This window comes from Kitasatospora sp. NPDC006697 (assembly GCF_042869935.1).
GTDB lineage: Bacteria > Actinomycetota > Actinomycetes > Streptomycetales > Streptomycetaceae > Kitasatospora.
Map to the genome: position 1 here is coordinate 346,559 of NZ_JBIAGU010000002.1, position 19,780 is coordinate 366,338.

Genomic DNA, 19,780 nt, shown 5'->3' on the forward strand with positions numbered 1-19,780 from the left:
TGTGCCGCCTACAGAACACCGGGGGAGAACCATGTCGACCATGAACTTCCCGCCCACGCGGGCCGTCGGACGCGGGGCGGCCTGGTACCGCGGGGACTGCCACGTCCACTCCCTCCGCTCCACCGGCGGGGAACTCACGCCCGAACAACTGGTCATCCAGGCCCGCGCCGCCGGGCTCGACTTCATCGCGACCACCGAGCACAGATCCGCCGCAGCCCCCGGCACGTGGGGGCACTTGGCTGCTGACGACCTCTTGATCATGCTTGGTGAGGAAGTGACGACCAAGACCGGCCACTGGCTCGCGCTCGGCCTCGGCCCCGGCGAACTGGTCGACTGGGACTACGGGGTCCAGGACGGGCTCATAGATCAGTGCCTGGACCAAGTCCATCGCGCAGGCGGCCTCTGTGTGGCCGCGCACCCGCACGCGCCCTATCCCTCCGGTGAACTCCTCTTCCCCATGCACGGCTTCGACGTGGTCGAGGTGTGGAACGGACTCTGGTCCTCCGACCTCCCCTGGAACGCCGACAACGAGACCGCCCTGACCGACTGGGCGCGCAGCCTCACCGCAGACGTCCCCACGGGATCGTGGCGACCCGCGATGGGAAACAGCGACGTCCACTTGGACGGCCAGATCGGCACCCCCCACACCGTCGTCTTCGCCGAGGAGTTGAGCACCGAGGCGGTCCTGGCAGGCATCCGTGCCGGCCGCAGCTGGATCGCCGAATCCGCGGACGTGGACGTGTCGTTCACCGCCAGCGCCAACGACCGCATCGCCGGGGTCGGTGAACGACTCGCGAGCCGTGGCGGTCAGGTGACCGTGCGAGCAGCAGTACGAGGCATCCCCACGGCAACCGTCAGTTTCCACACCGACCGTGGCGAGGTCCACCGGTCTGCCCTCTCCAGCGACGGAGCCGGCGCGCTGCAGTGGAACACGAAGGCGGACGACTCCGCCTTCGTCCGCATCGAAGTCCGCCACCCCAACGGCCAGGTCGCCGCACTCACCAACCCGATCATCCTCACATGACCGCGGCACCGCCGGCGGCAGGGAACTGCCGGGCGGTGCCGCTGCTGCCAACCGTCATACCGTCAGGCAGTACAGGTGACCACCGCGTTGGACTGCCAGAGCGTCGGGGTGATCCGGTAGGCGATCGGGGGGTGGGTCAGCGTGCACTGGGTGGCGACGGTGTAACCCGCCGCCGCGGCGTGGGCGTAGGCGATGTTGATCGCGGAGGAGTTCGAGAGGTACGGGCTGGCGCTGAAGGCGGTGGCGGGGAAGACCTGGCTGGTGGTGGCGGCCTGGGCGCTGGCCGGCAGGGCGCCGACGGTCAGCAGGAGGGCGCCGGCGGCAAGGGTGGTGCCGAGCGCGCGCTTGAGGACGTTCATCATGTGGCCCTTCTGGGGGGAGGCTTCGAGCTTCTGTGGTGCTGTGGTGCGGCTCGGATTCTTGCCGTGGCGGATTGACACGGACAAGGGCTGCGCCTGCTTTCTGCGCGTTCTTCTCCCCCTGCGCGACTCGCAAAGAGCCTGCTCCCGTCAGGACGGGAGCAGGGCCAGGAGCGCCTGGTTGTCGACCTTGCCGTTGACGGTCATGGGGAACTCCGGCACGGCCAGCACCGCATCCGGGACCAGGTACGGCGGCAGCGTGCGGATCAGCTCCGCCGCCACGCCGGCCGGGTCGTCGCCCTCCGTTCCGGCGACCGACGGGACGTAGAAGAGCGCCAGGCGCTCCCACGCCGCCATCCGGCCCGGGACCGGAACGACCGTGCAGCGGGCGACGCCTTCGATGCGCGTGGCAGCGGTCTCGATCTCGCCCGGCTCGATGCGGAAGCCGCGGACCTTCACCTGGCGGTCGGCGCGGCCGCGGAAGTGCAGCACGCCGTTCTCGTCGTGGAAGCCGAGGTCGCCGGTGCGGTAGACGCGGACCTCGGTGTCCGTGGGCGTGACCAGGGGGAACTTCTCGGCCGTCAGCTCCGGCAGCCCCAGGTACTCCACCGCCAGCCCGTCGCCCGCGACGCAGACCTCGCCCTCCACGCCCGGCGCGCAGAGCTTGCCCTCGGCGTCCAGGACGAGCACCTCGGTGCCCGCCACCGCGACGCCGATCGGGATGCCGCCCGGCGTCTCCAGGTCCTCCACCGTGATCACGTGCTGGGTGGCGTACACGCAACTCTCCACCGGCCCGTACACGTTGAACAGCACCACCGCGGGGTGCCGCTCCAGGAACCGCCGCACGTGGTCGACCGAGATCCGCTCGCCGCCGGTGAACACCTGCCGCGTGCCGGCGAAGCAGTCCAGGTCCATGTCCACGAACAGGTTGAAGAGCCCGCAGGTGAGGAAGACCGTGTCCATCCCGGTCGACTTCACCAAGTCCCGCAGCGCGCCCGGCAGCAGGTAGTCCTCCTCGACGATCACCGTCGTCCCGCCGGTGCAGAGCATCCCCCAGACCTCAAGGCTGAAGGCGTCCCAGGCACACGGCGCCGCCTGCGGGGTGACCCCGCCCGGGCGGTAGCCCAGCAGGCCGCCGGGGCCGAACAGGCGGGTGGTCGCCCGGTGCGGGGAGACGACGCCCTTGGGGGTGCCGGTGGTGCCGGAGGTGAAGAAGACGGAGGCGGGGGAGGCGGGGTCGACCGCAGCGGCGGGGGAGGTGCCGCCCAGCCGGGCGACCGCCGACAGCGGCTCCACCGGCGGCTGCCAGACGGTGAGTTCGTCCGAGGACGGGTGCTCCGCCGTCACGAACACCGGCGGCCGCAGCTGCGCCAGCAGCCCGTCCACCCGCTCCGCCGGCCAGCGGTGGTCGAACGCCGCGTACGCCGCACCGCACTTGAGCACGCCCAGCAGCACCGCCAGCAGCTGCGGCGTGCGCGGCATCCGGACCGGCACCACGATGCCCGGGCCGGCGCCCAGCGCGGCCAGCTCGGCAGCGATGTGCTCGGCGGCGGCGTTCAGGGTGGCGTAGTCGATCCGCTCCTCGCGGAAGACGATCGCGGTGGCCTCCGGCCGCAGCTCGGCCTGGCGGGCGACCGCCTGGTGGATGAGCGGCGGCACGGGCTCGGCGGTGGTCGGCTCGGTGGCCGTCGTCATCGTCATCGCAGTCTCCTCGAACTCTCCTCGAACCCCGTCCGGTCCGAACCCGTCAGGCCTCGGTGATCCGCGCGAAGATGGCCTTCAGGCTGCGGTCCGCCATCAGCGGCCCGACCTGCAGCCGGGTGCCGGTCTCCCGCTCCACCGCCGCGACCAGGCGCATCATGTGCAGGGAGTCCCAGGCGACGGTGTGGTCGGAGTCCAGATCGGTCTCCAGGTCCGCGCCGTTCATCGGGAGGGCGAGCTCGTCGCGCGCGATCCGGACGAAGTCGTCCTTGCTGATCATGGTGAATCCTTCGGTCGGAGGGCTGGCAGGGGTCGAACGGTCAGCGCAGCCCAAGGTGGTCCGCCGTCCTAAAGGAATGCTTGCGGTCCCGCAGTGAACGGCATCGCGCGAGTTGGCAAGTGCCGCTGGAGCAGGGCTGGAGTGAGGCTTCAGCGCGGGGGGGCAAGATTGGACGCGCGACAACCTAAAAAGCCGGCGGGAACGGCGGAACCCGCCGCACCACCCCACGGACCAGAGGACGCACCATGGACACCGCGACCGCGCCGTCATCCGCCAGACCGGACTCGGCGACCCAGAAGTCCACCCCGACGTCCACCCAGCAGTCCCTGCACAACTCCGTACCCGACTACGCACCGACCACCGTGGCACCACTGATCCACCTGGTCCACCGCCCGGCCACCCGGGACGGCCTGCTGCTCGGCGCCCCTGCCGCCACCGAGCACACCTTCGTGCTCTCGGTCGAACTGCCCCAGCCGCCCCGCACCGGAGCCGGACTCTACGAACTGCAGCCGGCCATCGACGCGGTGCGCCGGGCCTGCGCCTTCGCCGCCCGGCAGTACTTCGGCGTCCCCGAGGGCCGGGTCGTGCTGCCCACCGCCACCGAGGCGGTCGTCACCGACCTGCGCCCCTGGCGGCGCGGCGGCCGGCCCGCCCACGCCACCATCGACCTGCGGCTGCGCGGCGCCGACCTGGTGGACGGCGTGCCGGGCACGCTGCGCTGCGAGAGCACCGTGAGCATCGGCGGCCGCCCCTGCGGCCGCGGGCGCAGCCGGCTGCTGCTCGGCCCACCCGCCCCCCACCCCACGGCCGCCCGCGGCTACCGGGGCGACCGCGGGGAGCGCCACCGGCAGCCGGGAAGCGCCGTCGGCGGCAAGGGCTTCCGGGCCGCCGCGCCCGCCGCCGTCGGCTGCGGCGAGCCGGGCGAGGTGGTGGTCAGCGAGCCGCTGTCGGTCTCGGCCGGCACGGTGCTGGTCGCCGTCCGCCCGACGGCCGAGCAGGTGGCGCCGGGCGTCGGCCCGTCCTCGCTGGACGCCGCGCTGCGGCAGACCGCCCTGCTCTCGGTCGGCCTGCTGCGCGGCTTCCATCCCGCCGGCTGCGCCATCACCCGCTGGTCGGCCGCCGTCACGCGGTTCGCCGAGCCGGACCGCCCGCTGGTCTGCGCCGCGGCCCCCGGCGCGGTCGGCCGGGACGCCGAGGGCCGCCCGGTGGCCCCGGTGGGCCTGCGGGTGCTCCAGGACGGCCGGACCGTCGCGACCGCCGACGTCACCGTGCTGCTCGACTGCTGAACCGACCCGATCCACCGTCAACTACGCCGTCCCGCACCACCGGCACCGGGACTCGGGGGCGTGCCCCGGTGCCGGGACCCGGTGCCCCCGCGCCGGGGCGCCGAAAGGGAAACCATGCGCTTCCGGATCCTGGGTCCGATAGAGCTCGGCTCGCACACCCCGTCCGCGGCCAAGGTCCGGACCGTGCTGGCCGCCCTGCTGGTCCGCGCCAACGAGGTGGTGGCGGCGGAGAGCCTGATCGACGAACTCTGGGGCGAGGCACCGCCGCGCACCGCCACCACCACGCTGCAGGTCTACGTCTCCCAGCTGCGCAAGGCCTGTGCGGCGGCCGACGACACCGCGGAGGAGGCCGGCCGGGAGACGCGGATCGCCACCCGCTCGCCCGGCTACCTGATGCGGGTCGAGCCGGGCGAGCTGGACCTCGTCCGGTTCGAGGAACTGCACGCCCAGGGCCGGGCGGCGGCCGTGCGGCAGGACCACCAGGAGGCCTCCCAGCTGCTGCACGAGGCGCTGCGGGTGTGGACCGGGCCCGCGCTCTCCGGCGTGCCGCGCGGGGCGATGCTGGACGCGGCCGTGGTGCGGCTGGAGGAGCAGCGGATGGAGGCGCTGGACCAGCGCGTCTCCGCCGACCTGGCGATCGGCCGCCACCGCGACCTGTGCGGCGAACTGCTGGCGCTCACCCACGAGCACCCGCTGCGCGAGTCGCTGCACGCGCAGCTGATGCTGGCGCTGCACCGCTCCGGGCGACAGGCGGACGCGCTGCGCGCCTACGACCGGCTGCGGCGGGCGCTCGGCAGCGAGCTGGGCGTGGACCCGGGGTCGGCGCTGCGGGAGCTGCACCAGGGGGTGCTGCGGTTCGATCCCCGGCTGGAGTGGTCGGCGCCCGGGGCGGGCGCGGTCGCTACGCCGCGGCCGGCCGCCGCACCGCCGGCCGCGCCGCGCGGCAACCTGCTGCTGCCGCCGGTCGCCGACTTCACCGGACGGCAGGAACTGCTCGTCTGGGCCGGCCAGTTGCTCCGGGCCGAGAAGCCGGACCGGTCGGCGCGCGGGCTCGCCGTGGTCGGCGCGGCGGGCGTCGGCAAGAGCGCCTTCGCCATGCAGCTGGCCCGGGAGGTGGCCGCCGACTTCCCCGACGGCTGCTTCTTCCTCGGACTGCGCGGGCCCGGCGGCTGCCAGTTGGAGCCGGCCCAGGCACTGCTGCGGCTGCTGCGCAAGGTGCGGCCGGACTGGCCCGAGCCGGCCGGGACGGCGGAGGGGCCGGCCGGGGAGGAGGAGCTGTCCGACGCCCTGCACCGGGCGGTGGCCGGCCGGCGGCTGCTGGTGCTGCTGGACGACGCGGCCTCGGAGCACCAGGTCCGGCCGCTGCTGGCCGCGCTCACGGACGCCGTGGTGGTGCTGACCGGCCGTCGGATGCTGACCTCGCTGGACGGGCTGCGGCACGTGGTGCTGGACGTGCTGACGCCGCGTGAGTCCCAGGACCTGCTCGGTGCGACCGGCGGGGTGCGGATCGCCGAGGACCCGGCCGCGGCCGCCCGGATCGCCCGGCTCTGCGGGCACCTGCCGCTGGCGCTGCGGGTCGCCGGGGCGAGCCTGGCGGCCCGGCCGCACTGGTCGGCCGCCTCGCTGGCCACCCGGCTGGAGGACGAGCGGGCCCGGCTCGGCCTGCTGGCCTGCGGCGACCTCGATGTGCGGGCCAGCCTGCTGATCGGCTACCGGGAGGCCGGGCCGGCCGAGCAGCAGGCCTTCCCGCTGCTCGGCCTGGCGGCGCCGGAGTTCCCGCTCTGGCGGGCCGCCGCGCTGCTCGGCGTGGCGCCGGAGGTGGCCGAGCGGGTGGTGGAACGGCTGGTGCAGGCGCACCTGCTGCAGGCGCGCTCGGTGCCCGGCGGGCAGGTGCGGTACCGGTTCCACGAGCTGCACCGGGCGATGGCGCTGGAGCTGCTGGACGAGGCCGACCCCGGGCTGGTGCGGGAGGCGACGGCCCGGCTGGCCGACGCGTACCTGGTGCTGGCGCGGTACGCGGACGCCCGGCTGGCGCCGGGGCGGGCGCTCGGGCCGGCGCCGCGGGCGCGGCGGCCGGACCTGGTGCCCGACCCCGGGCCGGTGGTCGGGGACGCCCCGCTGCGCTGGTTCCAGGAGGAGGCGCCGGCCGTGGCGGCCCTGGTGCAGCAGGCGCACGCGGCCGAACTGTGGCCGCAGACCTGGCAGCTGGCCGACAGCCTGGCCGGCTACTTCCAGGCCGGCGCCGCCTGGACGGACTGGGAGGCCACCGGCGACCTCGCCCTCGACGCCGCCCGCCGGGCCGGCGACCCGGGCGCGGAGGCCGCCGTACTCTGCTCGCTCGGCGACCTGGCCTGGCAGCGCCGGCGGGTCTACCGGGCGCTCGCCTGCTTCGAGCTGGCGGGGCGCCGGGCCCGCCAGGCGGGCGACCGCCGGGCCGAGGCGCGCAGCATGATCGGGCTCGCCGACGGCGTGCTGGACCGGGGCGACGCGGGCGCCGCCCGGCAGGCCTTCGGTGGGGCGCTGGCACTCTGCCGCAGCGCCAACGACACCCGGGGGACGACGGACGCCCTGCGCGGGATCGCCCTGGCGGAACTCCTGGCGGGGGAGTCGGAGGCGGCCCTGTCCAGCCTCGCCGAATGCCGCCAGGCGGCGGAGCGCCTGGGCGACCGCCGCTGGAGCGAGTTCGCCCGCCGGGCCGCGGAGCGGATCCGGGCGGCGGAGACGGTGGGGCACGTGGACGCGAGAGAAGTGCGGCCGGGGGTTTGGCAGTTGAGGTGAACGGGGTGGGGTGTGCCCGGAGGTTCGGCAGGTGTGCCGAGCGGGCCGGGTGTGCCCGGGGGATCGGCACGTGAGGTGCGGAGGGCGGCTTGTGCGTGGGGGCGGCCCGGGGTTTGGGGCCGCTCCTGGTGGGTGGTGCGCAGCGCCGTGCCCCGTGCGCCGCACGGGGCACGGCGGCGGCGCTGTCGCCCCGTCGCCGAGCCCCCGCGCGTCAGCGCGCCCGTGCACGCCTCACCCCGCGACCAGCACCGCCTCCCCCACGTCCGCCACCAACTGCCCCGCCAACCCCGCGAACCCGTCGTCCAGGAAGTAGAAGTGGCCGCCCGCCAGGGTGTGGTGGCGGAAGTCGACCGAGGTCTCCTTCGACCACGCCTCGAGCAGTTCCTCCGGCGCCCACGGGTCGTCCGCGCCCCCGAAGGCGCTGAGCGGTGCGCGCAGTGGCGTCCGGTGCGGGCGGGGGCGGTAGGACTCCACCGCGCGCAGGTCGGCGCGGGAGGTGGTGAGGAAGCGCTCCACGAAGCCCGGGACCTCGCGGATGCGTTGGGGCAGGCCGCCGAGGGCGAAGAGCTCGTCGAGCAGGGTCTCGTCGTCCAGTTCGGCCAGCCCGCGGCCGGCCGGGGGCTGCAGGCCGGGGGCCACCCGGGCCGAGACGCCGACCCAGGCGGGCTGGGCGCCCAGCCGTTCCAGCGAGCGGGCGGTCTCGACGGCGAGGACGGCGCCCAGGCTGTGCCCGAAGAGCGCGAACGGGGCGTCCAGCCAGGGGCGGGTGTCGGCCACCGCCAGGGAGACCAGGGTGTCCAGGTCGCTGAGCGGCGCCTCGGCGTGCCGCTTGCCGCGACCCGGCAGGTCGAGCAGCAGCAGGTCCCAGTCGGCCGGCAGGTGGTGGATCAGCGGGTAGTAGACGGCCGCCGAGCCGCCCGCGTGGTGGAAGCCGATCAGCCGGACGGCCGGGCGGTCCACCGGGCGCGGGCGCACGAAGGGCGTCGGGACGGCGGTCACGCGTCCTGCCCCTGCCGCTCGGAGGCGCCGGAGGAGCGGATGATGTGCTCGCCGAGCCGGCGGAACAGCGTGGCCAGCGGCACCTCCTCGGAGAACTCCTCCACCGGCAGCTCGACCTGGTACTCCCGCTCGACGGCGATGGTGAACTGCATCGCCGTGAAGGAGTCCCCGCCGACCTCCAGGTAGCTGCGGGTGCGGTCCAGCGGCTCGTCCGAGCGCAGCACGGTGGCGAGTTCGGCGGCGAGGAACTCCTCGACCAGCTCTCGGTCGGCGCCGCCGGCGGACTCCGCCGGGGCGCCCTCGGGGGCGGCCGACGCCGCCGTCACCTCCCGCTCGTCGATCCAGCAGCGCCGCTGCTGGAACGCGTACGTCGGCAGCCCGTCGAGCACCCGGGCGCCGGCCGTCCGCAGGCCGTCCAGTCGCAGGTCCGCGCCGCTGACGTGGAGCGCGGCGAGGGCGGCGAGCAGCAGCGCGGGGGTGCGGGCGGTGTCGGCGGCGACCAGCGGCACCACCCGGCCGTCCCACTCCAGCCGCGCGTACCCGTCGACGGTCGTGGCCGGCGCCTCGCCCTCGCGCACCCGCAGGCCGAGCCCGCGCAGCAGCTGGGGAAGGTCGCCGTCCAGCGCCGGGTAGGCGTCCGCCAGCGCGGCGAGGCCCGCCGCGACCTCGGCCGATCCCGGCACCACCCGCAGCACCACCGCGGGCCCGGCGCCGCCGGCCGCCACCGGTGCGCTGCGCCCGACCGCGGCGAGCAGCCGGTCGGCCAGCTCGGCGCCGGTCCGGCCGGTGACCGCCACCCGGTGCTCGAACGGGGTGCGCCCGGTCCGCAGGGTGTGGCAGGCGGAGGCCAGTTCGGCGGCGGGCAGCGCGCGCAGCCGCCCGGCGACCGCGCCGGCCAGCTCGGTCAGGCTCTCCCGGCTGCGCGCCGAGAGCACCACCAGCTCGGGAAGGTCCGAGACCCCGGCGGGTTCGGCGGCCGGCTGGTACGCCTCCAGCAGCGCGTGCGCGTTGGTGCCGCTCATGCCGAAGGCGCTGATCCCGGCGATCCGCCGCTGGTACGGCGCAGGCCAGTCGGCGGCCGTGCGCGGCACGTCCACCGCGATCCGCTCCCACGGGATCAGCGGGTTGAGCTCGCCGTCGGCGGCGCCCAGCGCGGCCGGGATGCGGCCGTGACGGAGCATCAGCACCAGCTTGATCAGGCCCGCGATGCCGGCCGCCGCCTCCAGGTGGCCGATCCGGGACTTCACGCTGCCGACCGCCAGCGGCACCGGCCGGCCGGGGGCGCCGCTGCCCAGCACCGAGTCCAGCGCGCCGACCTCGATCGGGTCGCCGAGCGCGGTGCCGGTGCCGTGCGCCTCCACGAAGCCGACCTCCTGCGGGGCGATCCGGGCATCGGCGAGCGCGGCCCGGATCACCTCCTGCTGGGCCGGGCCGTTGGGCACGGTGAGGCCGGAGGAGGCGCCGTCGTGGTTGACGGCGGTGCCGCGCAGCACGGCGTGGATCGGCCGGCCCTCGCGCTCGGCGTCGTCCAGGCGCATCAGCACCAGCATGCCGACGCCCTCGCCGCGCCCGTAGCCGTCGGCGGCCGCGGTGAAGGTCTTGGAGCGCCCGTCCGGGGCCAGCGCCCGGTTCTGGCAGAGCGAGACCATCAGGTCGGGGGAGAGCACCAGGTTGGCGCCGCCCACCAGGGCGTACCGGCACTCGCCGGCCCGCAGGCTGCGGGCGGCCAGGTGCAGCGCCACCAGCGAGGAGGAGCAGGCGGTGTCGCAGCTCAGCGAGGGCCCGGAGAAGCCCATGGTGTAGCTGATCCGCCCGGCGGCCATGCAGTGGCCGCCGCCGGTGCCGTAGTAGGGGTCGATGCCGGTCTTGTCGTCGTCGGCGGCCATCCGCTCCACGTACTCGGAGGACATGATGCCGACGAAGACGCCCGCGTTCAGCCGGTCGTGCCGGCGGACCGCGATGCCGGCCCGCTCCATCGCCTCCCATGCCGCCTCCAGCAGCAGCCGCTGCTGCGGGTCCAGCGCGTCGGCCTCGCGGCGCGAGATGCCGAAGAACGCGGGGTCGAAGCCGGCCACGTCGGCCAGGAAGCCGCCCCGGTCCACGTAGGAGCTGCCCGGCCGCTCCGGCCGCGGGTCGTAGACCCGGTGCAGCCCCGGCCGGTCCCCGGGGATCGGCCCGATCGCCTCGGCGTCGCCGAGCAGGAAGTCCCAGTACGCCTCCGGCGTGGTCAGCCCGCCGGGCAGCCGCAGGGCGGTGCCCACCACGGCCAGCGGTGCGTGCCGCTCCTCCTCCAGTTCGCGCACCCGCGCCTTGAGGGAGCGGGAGAGTTTCAGTTGGTCCTCGATCAGCTTGCGCACATCGGTCGGTTCCATGATCGCCCTCAGCTCTCCAGGTCGTTCTGCACGGCGCGGATGAGTTCTTCGAATGACAGGTCCTCAGGGGCCGCCCCGAGGGCGTCCCCGACGGCCGGGGTGGCGCTGGTCACGGGGACGGGCACCGCGGCGGGCGGCTCGACGGGCTCCGGGAAGAGCGCCCCGTCGAGGTGGTCCGCCATCGCGGCGACGGTCGGGTGGTCGATCGCCACGGTCGCGGGCAGGTCGGTGCCGGCGGCGTGGGCGAGCTGGGTGCGCAGGTCGATCACCATGATCGAGTCCAGGCCCAGATCGGCGAAGCCGACGGTGTCGCCCACCCTCGCCGGGTCGCCCAGCACCTCGCCGACCAGTTCGCGGATCGCGTCCCGCAGCTGCTCGGCGCGGACGGCCGCGCCCTGGCCGGCCAGCTGCTCCCGCAGCCAGCCCTTGGCCCGGGCGGCCGTGCCGCCGGCGGCGGGCCGGATGACGGCCGGCGCCGCGCCGGCCAGCAGGGCCGCCCGGGGGTGGTCGCCGACCCGCTCGGCCCAGCGCTCCGGGTCGAGCGCCACGGCCACCAGCTGGGCCCGCTCGCCGCCGGCCGCCAGGGCCAGCAGCCCGGCCGCTTCGGGGTCGCCCAGCGGGCGCACGCCCTGGCGCTCGGCGGCCCGGGAGACGGCGGCGGCCGCCGCCATGCCGCCCTTGTCGGCCGGCACCCACGGGCCCCAGCAGACGCTGGTGGCGGGCAGGCCCTCGGCGCGCAGCGCCTGCGCCAGGCCGGTCAGGCAGCCGTTGGCCGCCGCGTAGTTGGCCTGCCCGGCGGAGCCGAGCACGCTGGAGACCGAGGAGAAGAGCACGAGGGCGTCCAGCTCGGTGCCGCGCACGGCGGCGGCCAGCTGCTCGGCGCCGTTCGCCTTGGCGTCGAAGACCCGGTCGAAGGAGTCCGGGTCCAGGTTCTCGAAGGCGCCGTCCTCGGTGATCCCGGCCAGGTGCAGCACGCCGCGCAGCGGGGCCGCCTCGCCGGCGGTCCGCACCGCCCGGGCGCAGTCCTCGGGGTCGGTCACGTCGCCCGCGGCGACGGTGACGGTGACGCCCGCCGCGACCAGCTCCTCGATCACCGCGCGGGCGGTCCCGTCCGGCGCCGAACGGCCCATCAGGGTGAGCGCGGGCGCGCCCTGCTCGGCCAGGATGCGGGCCACGCTCAGGCCGAGTGCGCCCAGCCCGCCGGTGACCAGTACGCCGCCGGTCCAGCGCGGCGGCTCGGCCGCCTCGGCGACCGGCAGCAGCCGGGCCACCCGGACCCCGTCGGCGCCCAGCGCCAGCCGGGTCTCCGGCAGGCCGGCCGCCAGCTCCTCGGCGATCAGCTCGGCCAGCGCCGCCGGGTCGCCGGACCAGTCCGGGTCGGGCGTGATCCGCAGCAGCCGCCGCTCGGCCTGCTCGACCTCCAGCGCGGCCAGCAGGCCCCACAGCGCCTCGCGCACCGGCGCGGCGGCCGGGCGGCCGTCGCCGAGCACCGCGTACGGCAGCCCGGCCGGCGCCTGCTCGCGCAGCGTCCCGGTCAGCTCGCGCACGGCCCGCAGCGCCTCCGCGGCACCTGACGCGCCGTCGGCCGGGCCGAACCGCAGGTCCAGCAGCAGCGCGGTGTCCGGGGAGATGTCCAGCGCGTCCGGCACGAGGGCGGCCTTGCAGCCGAGGGCGGTCAGCGCCTCGGCGAGCGAGCGGGCCCAGGGCCCGTCCTCGCCCAGCAGCAGCACCGGCTGACCGGTGCCGGTGCCCGCGGGGCGGGCCGGGCGCTCGGTCCAGACCGGCTGGTAGGCGTGCGGGGTGCCGCCGCGCAGGCTCTGCTCCAGCACCGCCTTGGGGGCGTGCCGGACCCGGAAGCGGTCGGCCGCGAAGACCGTGGCGCCGGTGCCGGTGAACATGTGCAGGTCGGCGGTCTCCACCCGGAGGCGGCCGTTCGGCAGCGGGTCGGCGCCGGTCACCCGGACGTGGCCCCAGAGCTCGCCGCCCGCCTCCGGCCGGCCCGGGAAGGCGAGCCGGGCGGCGGCGAACGGGATGGCCAGCGAGGGCGCCTCGTCGGCGACCTCGTCCACCATGAAGCCGGCGATGCTCTGGAAGCAGGAGTCGATCAGGCCGGGGTAGAGCTCGTAGGCGGCCGGGTCGTCCGGCAGCTGGGGCTGCTGGTAGCGGACCAGCGCCTCGGTGCCGCTGATCCAGACGTCGGCGATCCACTTGAAGGACGGGCCGAGGGTGTAGCCCAGCTCGCGGAAGTACGAGTAGAAGGACTCGCCGCTGATGTGCCGGTCGGCGGCCGCGATGAAGGCGGCGCGGTCGGGCGCGGCGGGCAGCTCGCCCTCGGGGGCGCCGATCCGGGCCGACAAGTGGCGCTCCCAGCGGCCGCGCTCACGGTCGATCAGCGACTGCACCGTCAGCTCGCCGTCCGCGACGGTGATCTGCGCGTCGTAGGTCTCGCCGTCCTTGATCACCAGCGCCCGGGGGCAGATCAGGTCCTCGACCGCGAACGGCAGCCCGCCGCCGGCCAGCGCCGACAGCGCGGTGCCCAGGTGCGAGGCGGCCGGGGTGACCACCGTGCCGTAGAGCCGGTGGTCGGTCAGGTAGGGCGGGAAGGCGGAGGTGCGCTCGAAGGCGAAGGCCCGCCCGCTGAGCGCGGGGGAGAGCAGCTCGGCGCCCCAGTGCCGGCCGTCCGCCGCCGGGGCGGCGGCCGCCCGGGGCCGGACCGGGGTCCAGTACCGGGTGTCGGCGAAGGGGTAGCGCGGGGCCGGGCCGCGGCTGCGGCCGGTGGCGGCCTGCACCTCGGCCCAGTCCAGGTCCTGGCCCTGCTCGTAGAGCGCCTGCACGGCGGCCGCGATCACCTCGCGGTCCTTGCCGCCGCGGCGCAGCGAGGGCAGGGTGCCGCCGGCCGGGGCCAGCCCGGCGGAGGTGGCCAGGTGGCCCAGGGTGCGGTCGGGGCCGATCTCCAGGAAGACGTCGATCTCCAGCTCGGCCAGCTGCCGCACGCCCTCGTGGAAGAGCACCGGGCGGCGGACGTGCTCGGCCCAGTACTCGGTGCCGTAGGTGTCCGGTCCGGCGGGCCGGCCGGTGACGTTGGCGATCAGCGGCAGGCTCGGCGCGCCGAAGGAGAGCGGGGCGAGGGCGGCGCGCAGGTCGTCCAGCATCGGCTCCATCAGCCGGGAGTGGAAGGCGTGCGAGACCACCAGCGGCCGGGCCACCACCCGCTGCTGCTTGACGTGGGCCGCGAACCGGTCCAGCTCCTCCCGGGTGCCGGCCACCACCACGGCCTGCGGGCCGTTGACGGCGGCGATGTCCAGGGCGAAGCCGTCGAGCCAGTCGGTGACCTGCTCGGGCGTGGCGGAGACGGCGAGCATGCCGCCCGGGGCGGTCTCCTGCATCAGCCGGGCGCGGTGGGTGATCAGGGTGAGGCCGGTCTCCAGGTCCATCACCTCGGCGTGGATCGCGGCGGCGATCTCGCCCACGCTGTGGCCGAGCACCGCGGTGGCCGTCACGCCCCAGGACTCCCAGAGCGCGGCCAGGCCCAACTCCAGCGCGACCAGGGCCGGCTGGGTGTACCGGGTCTGGTTGATCAGCTCCTTCTCGGTGCCGTGGAACATCAACTGGTGCAGCGAGATCCCGAGTTGACGGGAGGTGACCCGGTCGCAGTCGTCGATCACCCGGCGGAAGACCGGCTCGGTCTCGTACAGCTCCCGGCCCATGCCGAAGTGCTGGCCGCCCTGGCCGGAGAAGAGGAAGGCGATCCGGGGCGCCCGCTCGGCCGGGCGCGGCGCGACGGGCGTGCGCAGCGCGGCCAGCAGCTCCTCGCGGTCCCGGCCGCGGACGGCCCGGCGCACCGGCAGGTGGGCCCGGCCGGCGCCCGCGGTGGCGGCGGCGGCAGCCAGCCCGTCGGCCGGCAGCTCGGTCAACTGCCGCTCCCAGGCGGCGGTCAGGCGCTCCAGGCCGGCCGCGTCCGGGGCGGAGAGCGGCAGTAGCAGCGGGCCGTCGGCGGTGGCCGGCGCGGCGGGCACGGGGGCGGGGGCCTCGCCGATCACCAGGTGGGCGTTGGTGCCGGAGAAGCCGAAGCCGGAGACGCCGGCCAGCCGGGGCCGCTCGCCGGCCCGCCACGGCACGGTGCTGTCGCAGACCCGCAGGTTCATCTCCCGCCAGGACAGGTGCGGGTTGAGGCTGTCGCAGTGCAGGTTGGCCGGCAGCTGCTGGTGGCGCAGCGCGAGCACGGTCTTGATCACGCTCGCCATGCCGGAGGCCGACTCGCAGTGGCCGATGTTGCTCTTCACCGAGCCCACCAGCAGCGGCTGGCCCGGGTGCCGGCCCGCGCCGAGCGCGGCCCAGGCGGCCCGCAGCTCGATCGGGTCGCCCAGCGAGGTGCCGGTGCCGTGCGCCTCCAGGTAGGAGATCTCGGCGCCGGCCACCCCGGCGTCGGCCAGCGCCGCGCCGATCACGGCCTGCTGGGCGCGGCCGCTGGGGGCGGTGAGGCCGGAGGAGGCGCCGTCCTGGTTGACCGCGCTGCCATGCAGCACGGCCAGCACCCGGTCGCCGTCGCGCTGGGCGTCGGAGAGCCGCTTGAGCACCAGCACGCCGCAGCCCTCGGCCCGGACGAAGCCGTCGGCCTCGGCGGAGAAGGTCTTGCAGCGGCCCTCGGGGGAGAGCATGTGGGCCCGGCTGACCGCGACCGAGGCGGCGGGCGCGGTGATCACGTTGACGCCGCCGCTGAGCGCGCAGTCGGTCTCGCCGGAGCGCAGCGAGCGGATCGCCAGGTGCAGGGCGACCAGCGAGGAGGAACAGGCGGTGTCCACGGCCAGCGCCGGGCCGTTCAGGCCGAGCAGGAAGGCCAGCCGGCCGGCCGCCGCGTTGAGCGCGGTGCCGGTGCTGAAGTAGGCGTCCAGCTGGTCCAGGCCGCCCTGTTCGAGCAGGCGGGCGTAGTCGGAGTTGGAGATGCCGACCCAGACGCCGGTGCGGCTGCCCTTGAGGCTGCGCGGGTCGATCCGGCCGTCCTCCAGGGCGTGCCAGGCGGACTCCAGCAGCAGGCGGTGCTGCGGGTCCAGGCTCTCGGCCTCGCGGGCCGGGATCTCGAAGAAGCCCGCGTCGAACTCGGCCGGGTCGCGCAGGAAGCCGCCCTGGTCGGTGGTGACGGTGCCGGGGCGCAGCGGGTCGGCGTCGGTGAGCGCGGCGCGGTCCCAGGCCCGGGGCGGCACCGGGCCGACGCCGTCGCGGCCCTCGACCAGCAGCTGCCACAGCTCCTCGACCGAGTCGGCGCCGGGGAAGCGGCCGGCCATGCCGACGATGGCGATCGGCTCGTTGGGCTGCACGGGAGCGGGCACGGTCGCGGCGGCGGCCGGGGCGAGGGCCGGGGCCGACTGGGCCGCCGGAACGGGCAGGGCGGCGGGCGCGGCCACCGGGGCCGCGGCCACCGCGGCGGTCGCGGGAGCTGTGGCGACGGCCGCTGCGCGCGGGCTGAGCAGGTCCACCAGGTGCGCGGAGAGGGCGGCCACCGTCGGGTGGTCGAAGATGTCCGAGACCCGGACCGGCACGCCGAACTCGGCGGTCAGGTCGCGCTCCAGGTCCACCGCCATGATCGAGTCCAGGCCGAGGTCGAAGAACCCGGTCTCCTCGCGCAGCTGGTGCCCCTCGGGGTGGCCGAGCACGGTGGCGACCATGCGGGCCACCCGCGCCCGGGCCGCGCCCGGCCGGGCCTTCTCGGGCAGCGCCAGCAGGCCGGCGGCCGCGGCGGGCCGGGCCTGCTCGACCGCGGCGGGAGCCTGCGGGGCGAGCGCGTCGAAGAGCGGGCGGCGCCGGCGCACGGCCGTCACGGCGGTGAACCGCGGCCAGTCCACCGGGCAGGCGACCAGCAGCCGGGCCGGGCCGGCCGCCGGGGTGACCAGGCTGGCGCAGCCGGTCCGGGCGTCCAGCGCGCCGACGCCCAGGCGGGCCAGCTGCTCGCGCTCGGCGGCGTCCGCCATGCCGTCCAGCGCCCACGGGCCGAAGGCGATGCTGCCGGCGGGCAGGCCGGCGGCGGCGCGGTGCTCGGCCAGCGCGTCCAGCCCGCCGTTGGCGGCCCCGTAGGCGCCGTAGCCCTCGGTGCCCCAGAGCGCGGAGACCGAGGAGGTGGGCAGGAAGAAGTCCAGCGGCCAGTCGCGGCTCAGCAGGTGCAGCCACCAGGCGCCGCTGAACTTGCCGCGCAGCGCGGCGGCGAAGGCGTCCGCACCGGCCTCGGCGAGCGGCAGCCGGGGCAGTGCTCCGGCGGCGTGCAGCACGCCGCGGATCGGCGGCAGGTCGGCCTCGGCCCGGAGGGCGGCGGCCAGTTCCTCGTAGGAGTCGCAGTCGGCGGCGCGGTAGCGGGCCCGCACGCCCTCGGCGCGCAGCCGGGCCAGCAGGGCGGTGCCCTCGGCGCTCAGCCGGTCCTCCGGCGTGCGGCCGATCACCAGCAGGTGGCGGGCGCCGCGGCGGGCGAAGTCGGCGATGATCTCGCGGCCGATCGCACCGAGGCCGCCGGTGACCAGGTAGGCACTGTCCTGGCGGATCGTCAGTTCACTTCGGCTGTCCGTCAGTTCGCGCAGCCGGGCGGTCAGGGCCGCACCGTCCCGCACGGCCGTCAGGTCCTCGCCGCTGCCGCTGAGCACCAGGCGGAGCAGTGTGGCCGCGTCCTCGGCGGACGGGGCGGCGGGCAGGTCGCTGACGCCGCCCCAGGTCTCGGGGAACTCCAGGCCGAGCGCGGGCGCGAGGCCGTGCAGCAGGCCGTGGCCGGTGGCGGCGACCCGGTCGGTGCCGGTGGCCTGGCGGGCGCCGCGGGTGACGGCGAAGACGGTGCCGCGCGGCAGGGCCCGGACGGCGGCCGTGACCTCGGCGCAGAGCCGCGCGCCGTCGGCGGCGGGGTCCGCCTCGCCGGGCTGCTCGGGGAGGAGGGCGGCCTTGGCGGCGAGCACCAGAACGGGGTTGGCGATCTCCCGGGCGGACCAGAACGCGGCCCAGTCGTCGGGGAGTTCGGCGTGCTCCCAGCCGGCCGGGCCGGTGGCGGGGCCGAGCAGCAGGCCGCGGTGGCCCTGGCGGTCGGCCGCACCGGCCAGCAGGCCGAGGAGTTCGGCGTCGTCGCCGGCCAGCACCAGCGAGCCGGTGGCCGCCGGCTGCGGGAACTCGGCCGGCTGCCAGGTGAGTTCGTGCAGGGGAGGAGTGACGGCGGCCTCCGGCGCGCCGGCCTCGGCGCCCTCCGGCGCGAACCGCTCGCGCTGCCACGGGTAGGCGGGCAGGTCCGCCACCCGGCGCGGCAGCGCCTCGAACCCGCCGGTGTCGCCCGCCTCGGGGAAGGCCACCGCCGCCGACTCCTCGCCCGCGGCCAGCGCGCCCAGCGCCGCCCCCGCGGCCGCCGGGTCGGCGGCCGTCACCCGGGCGCGCACGGCGAACCGCGCCCGCCCCTCGGTGGCGGTGTAGGCGAACGCCGGGTAGTCGCCGCCGCCCGCCAGGTGGGCCTGGTACCGGCCGGCCAGCTCCCGCAGCGCCTGCGGCGTCCGCGCGGAGAGCTCGAACCCGGCCACCGGCTGCTCCGGGGCGGCCGCCCCGGCGGGCTCCGGCGGCCCGAGGATCACATGCGCGTTGGTCCCGCTCATCCCGAAGGAGCTGACGCCCGCACAGGCCCCCGCCTTCCCCCACGGCGCGAGCTCGCCGCTGAGCGCGATGCCGGTGCCGTCCAGGTCGATCCGCGGGTTCAGGGTGCGGAAGTGCACCAGCGGCGGCACCTGCCGCTCGCGCAGGCAGAGCACCGCCTTCAGCAGCCCGGCGATCCCGGCGGCCGACTCCAGGTGGCCCAGGTTCGCCTTCACCGAGCCGACGTGCAGCGCGGCCCCGCCGTTGCGGCGGCCGAGCGCGGCCAGCAGCGCCTCCATCTCGATCGGGTCGCCGAGCGCCGTGCCGGTGCCGTGCGCCTCGATCAGGCCCAGGTCGGCGGGCGTGAGTTCGGCGTCGGCCAGGGCCGCCTCGATCAGCGCGATCTGGGCGAGCACATTGGGCGCGGTGAAGCCGGTGGAGCGCCCGTCCTGGTTGACGGCCGAGCCGCGGATCACCGCGTGCACCCGGTCGCCGTCGCGCACCGCGTCGGCCAGGCGCTTGAGCACCACCACGCCGGCGCCCTCGCCGCGGGTGAAGCCGTTGGCCCGGGCGTCGAAGCTCTTGCAGAGGCCGTCCGGTGCCAGCGAGCGGGTCTGCTCGACCAGCCGGGTGGAGCGCGGCGAGAGCACCAGGTTGACGCCGCCCGCGATCGCCAGGTCGCACTCGCCGCGGCGCAGCGCCTGCCGGGCCAGGTGGACGGCGACCAGCGAGGAGGAGCAGGCGGTGTCCACGGCGACCGCCGGGCCGGTCAGGCCCATGCTGTAGGCGATCCGGCCGGCCGCGAAGCAGTGGCCGTTGCCGGTGGCCCAGTAGGCGTCCGGCTCGCCGGCCATCCAGTCGCGGTAGTCCTGGCCGGTGATGCCGACGTAGAGGCCGGCCCGGGCGTCCGCCAGGGTGTCCCGGGGCAGCGCGGCGTCGTCCAGCGCCTCCGCGGTCACCTCCAGCAGCAGCCGGTGCTGCGGGTCCAGCCCGCGGGCCTCGCGGGGGCTGATGCCGAAGGCCTCGGCGTCGAACTCCAGCACCTCGTCCAGGAAGCCGCCGCGCTGCGGCAGGCCCTCCCACTGGGCGGTGAACGGGCCCTTGCGGTGCTCGGGCAGCTGGTGCACCAGATCGCGGCCGGCGGCCAGCGCCGTCCAGTAGCCGTCGAGGTCGTGGATCCCGCCGGGAAGGCGCAGGCCCACGCCGACGACCGCGAGCGGCTGCGAGCCGGCGGCCGCGTCGAGCTGGGCGCGCAGACGCTTGATCGTCTCCATGGCGCGGGTCAGGGGGGTCTGAGTGGTCACGGCAGTGCTGCTCGCTTCCATCGGTCGCAGGTGCGGGCGGTGGTGGAATCGGGGAGGGAGGCCGCGTCCGCCCCGATGGGTGGGGCGGACGCG

The 19,780-nt window shown here is 76.3% G+C and carries 9 protein-coding genes; 3 read left to right on the forward strand and 6 right to left on the reverse strand.

Features of this window, described 5'->3' with window-relative positions:
- Window positions 1-31: 31 nt before the first annotated feature.
- Window positions 32-1,024: a CehA/McbA family metallohydrolase gene (locus ACFYNO_RS04710; RefSeq protein ID WP_388005185.1), complete on the forward strand. Its 993-nt coding sequence runs from the start codon at window positions 32-34 to the stop codon at window positions 1,022-1,024.
- 62 nt (window positions 1,025-1,086) lie between these two features.
- On the opposite strand, the gene ACFYNO_RS04715 is transcribed toward ACFYNO_RS04710, so the two are convergent.
- From ACFYNO_RS04715 to ACFYNO_RS04725, 3 genes are all read right to left on the reverse strand, one after another.
- On the reverse strand, window positions 1,087-1,386 hold the full coding sequence (locus ACFYNO_RS04715) for a hypothetical protein (protein WP_388005188.1): 300 nt from the start codon (window positions 1,384-1,386) through the stop codon (window positions 1,087-1,089).
- 147 nt (window positions 1,387-1,533) lie between these two features.
- Entirely contained in the window at window positions 1,534-3,084 is a 1,551-nt protein-coding gene (locus tag ACFYNO_RS04720; RefSeq protein WP_388005191.1) for an AMP-binding protein, read from the reverse strand.
- A gap of 46 nt (window positions 3,085-3,130) precedes the next feature.
- A complete protein-coding gene (locus ACFYNO_RS04725) occupies window positions 3,131-3,364 on the reverse strand; it encodes a phosphopantetheine-binding protein (protein ID WP_388005194.1) in 234 nt (77 codons plus the stop codon).
- 245 nt (window positions 3,365-3,609) lie between these two features.
- On the opposite strand from ACFYNO_RS04725, the gene ACFYNO_RS04730 reads away from it, so the two are divergent.
- Complete coding sequence (locus tag ACFYNO_RS04730; protein ID WP_388005197.1) at window positions 3,610-4,650, forward strand: hypothetical protein; 1,041 nt, start codon at window positions 3,610-3,612, stop codon at window positions 4,648-4,650.
- Between the two features lie 114 nt (window positions 4,651-4,764).
- The gene (locus ACFYNO_RS04735) at window positions 4,765-7,428 is read left to right on the forward strand and encodes a BTAD domain-containing putative transcriptional regulator (RefSeq protein WP_388005200.1); all 2,664 of its coding nucleotides are present in this window, start codon (window positions 4,765-4,767) and stop codon (window positions 7,426-7,428) included.
- Window positions 7,429-7,659: 231 nt separating this feature from the next.
- Here ACFYNO_RS04735 and ACFYNO_RS04740 read toward each other — a convergent pair whose 3' ends face one another.
- From ACFYNO_RS04740 to ACFYNO_RS04750, 3 genes are read right to left on the reverse strand one after another with little or no spacing between them, the layout of a single operon-like run.
- Window positions 7,660-8,427: a thioesterase II family protein gene (locus tag ACFYNO_RS04740; RefSeq protein ID WP_388005203.1), complete on the reverse strand. Its 768-nt coding sequence runs from the start codon at window positions 8,425-8,427 to the stop codon at window positions 7,660-7,662.
- The gene (locus ACFYNO_RS04745; protein ID WP_388005206.1) at window positions 8,424-10,799 is read right to left on the reverse strand and encodes a beta-ketoacyl synthase N-terminal-like domain-containing protein; all 2,376 of its coding nucleotides are present in this window, start codon (window positions 10,797-10,799) and stop codon (window positions 8,424-8,426) included. The genes ACFYNO_RS04740 and ACFYNO_RS04745 overlap by 4 nt, the downstream gene beginning before the upstream one ends.
- Before the next feature lie 8 nt (window positions 10,800-10,807).
- Entirely contained in the window at window positions 10,808-19,687 is an 8,880-nt protein-coding gene (locus tag ACFYNO_RS04750) for an SDR family NAD(P)-dependent oxidoreductase (protein ID WP_388005209.1), read from the reverse strand.
- Window positions 19,688-19,780: the final 93 nt, after the last annotated feature.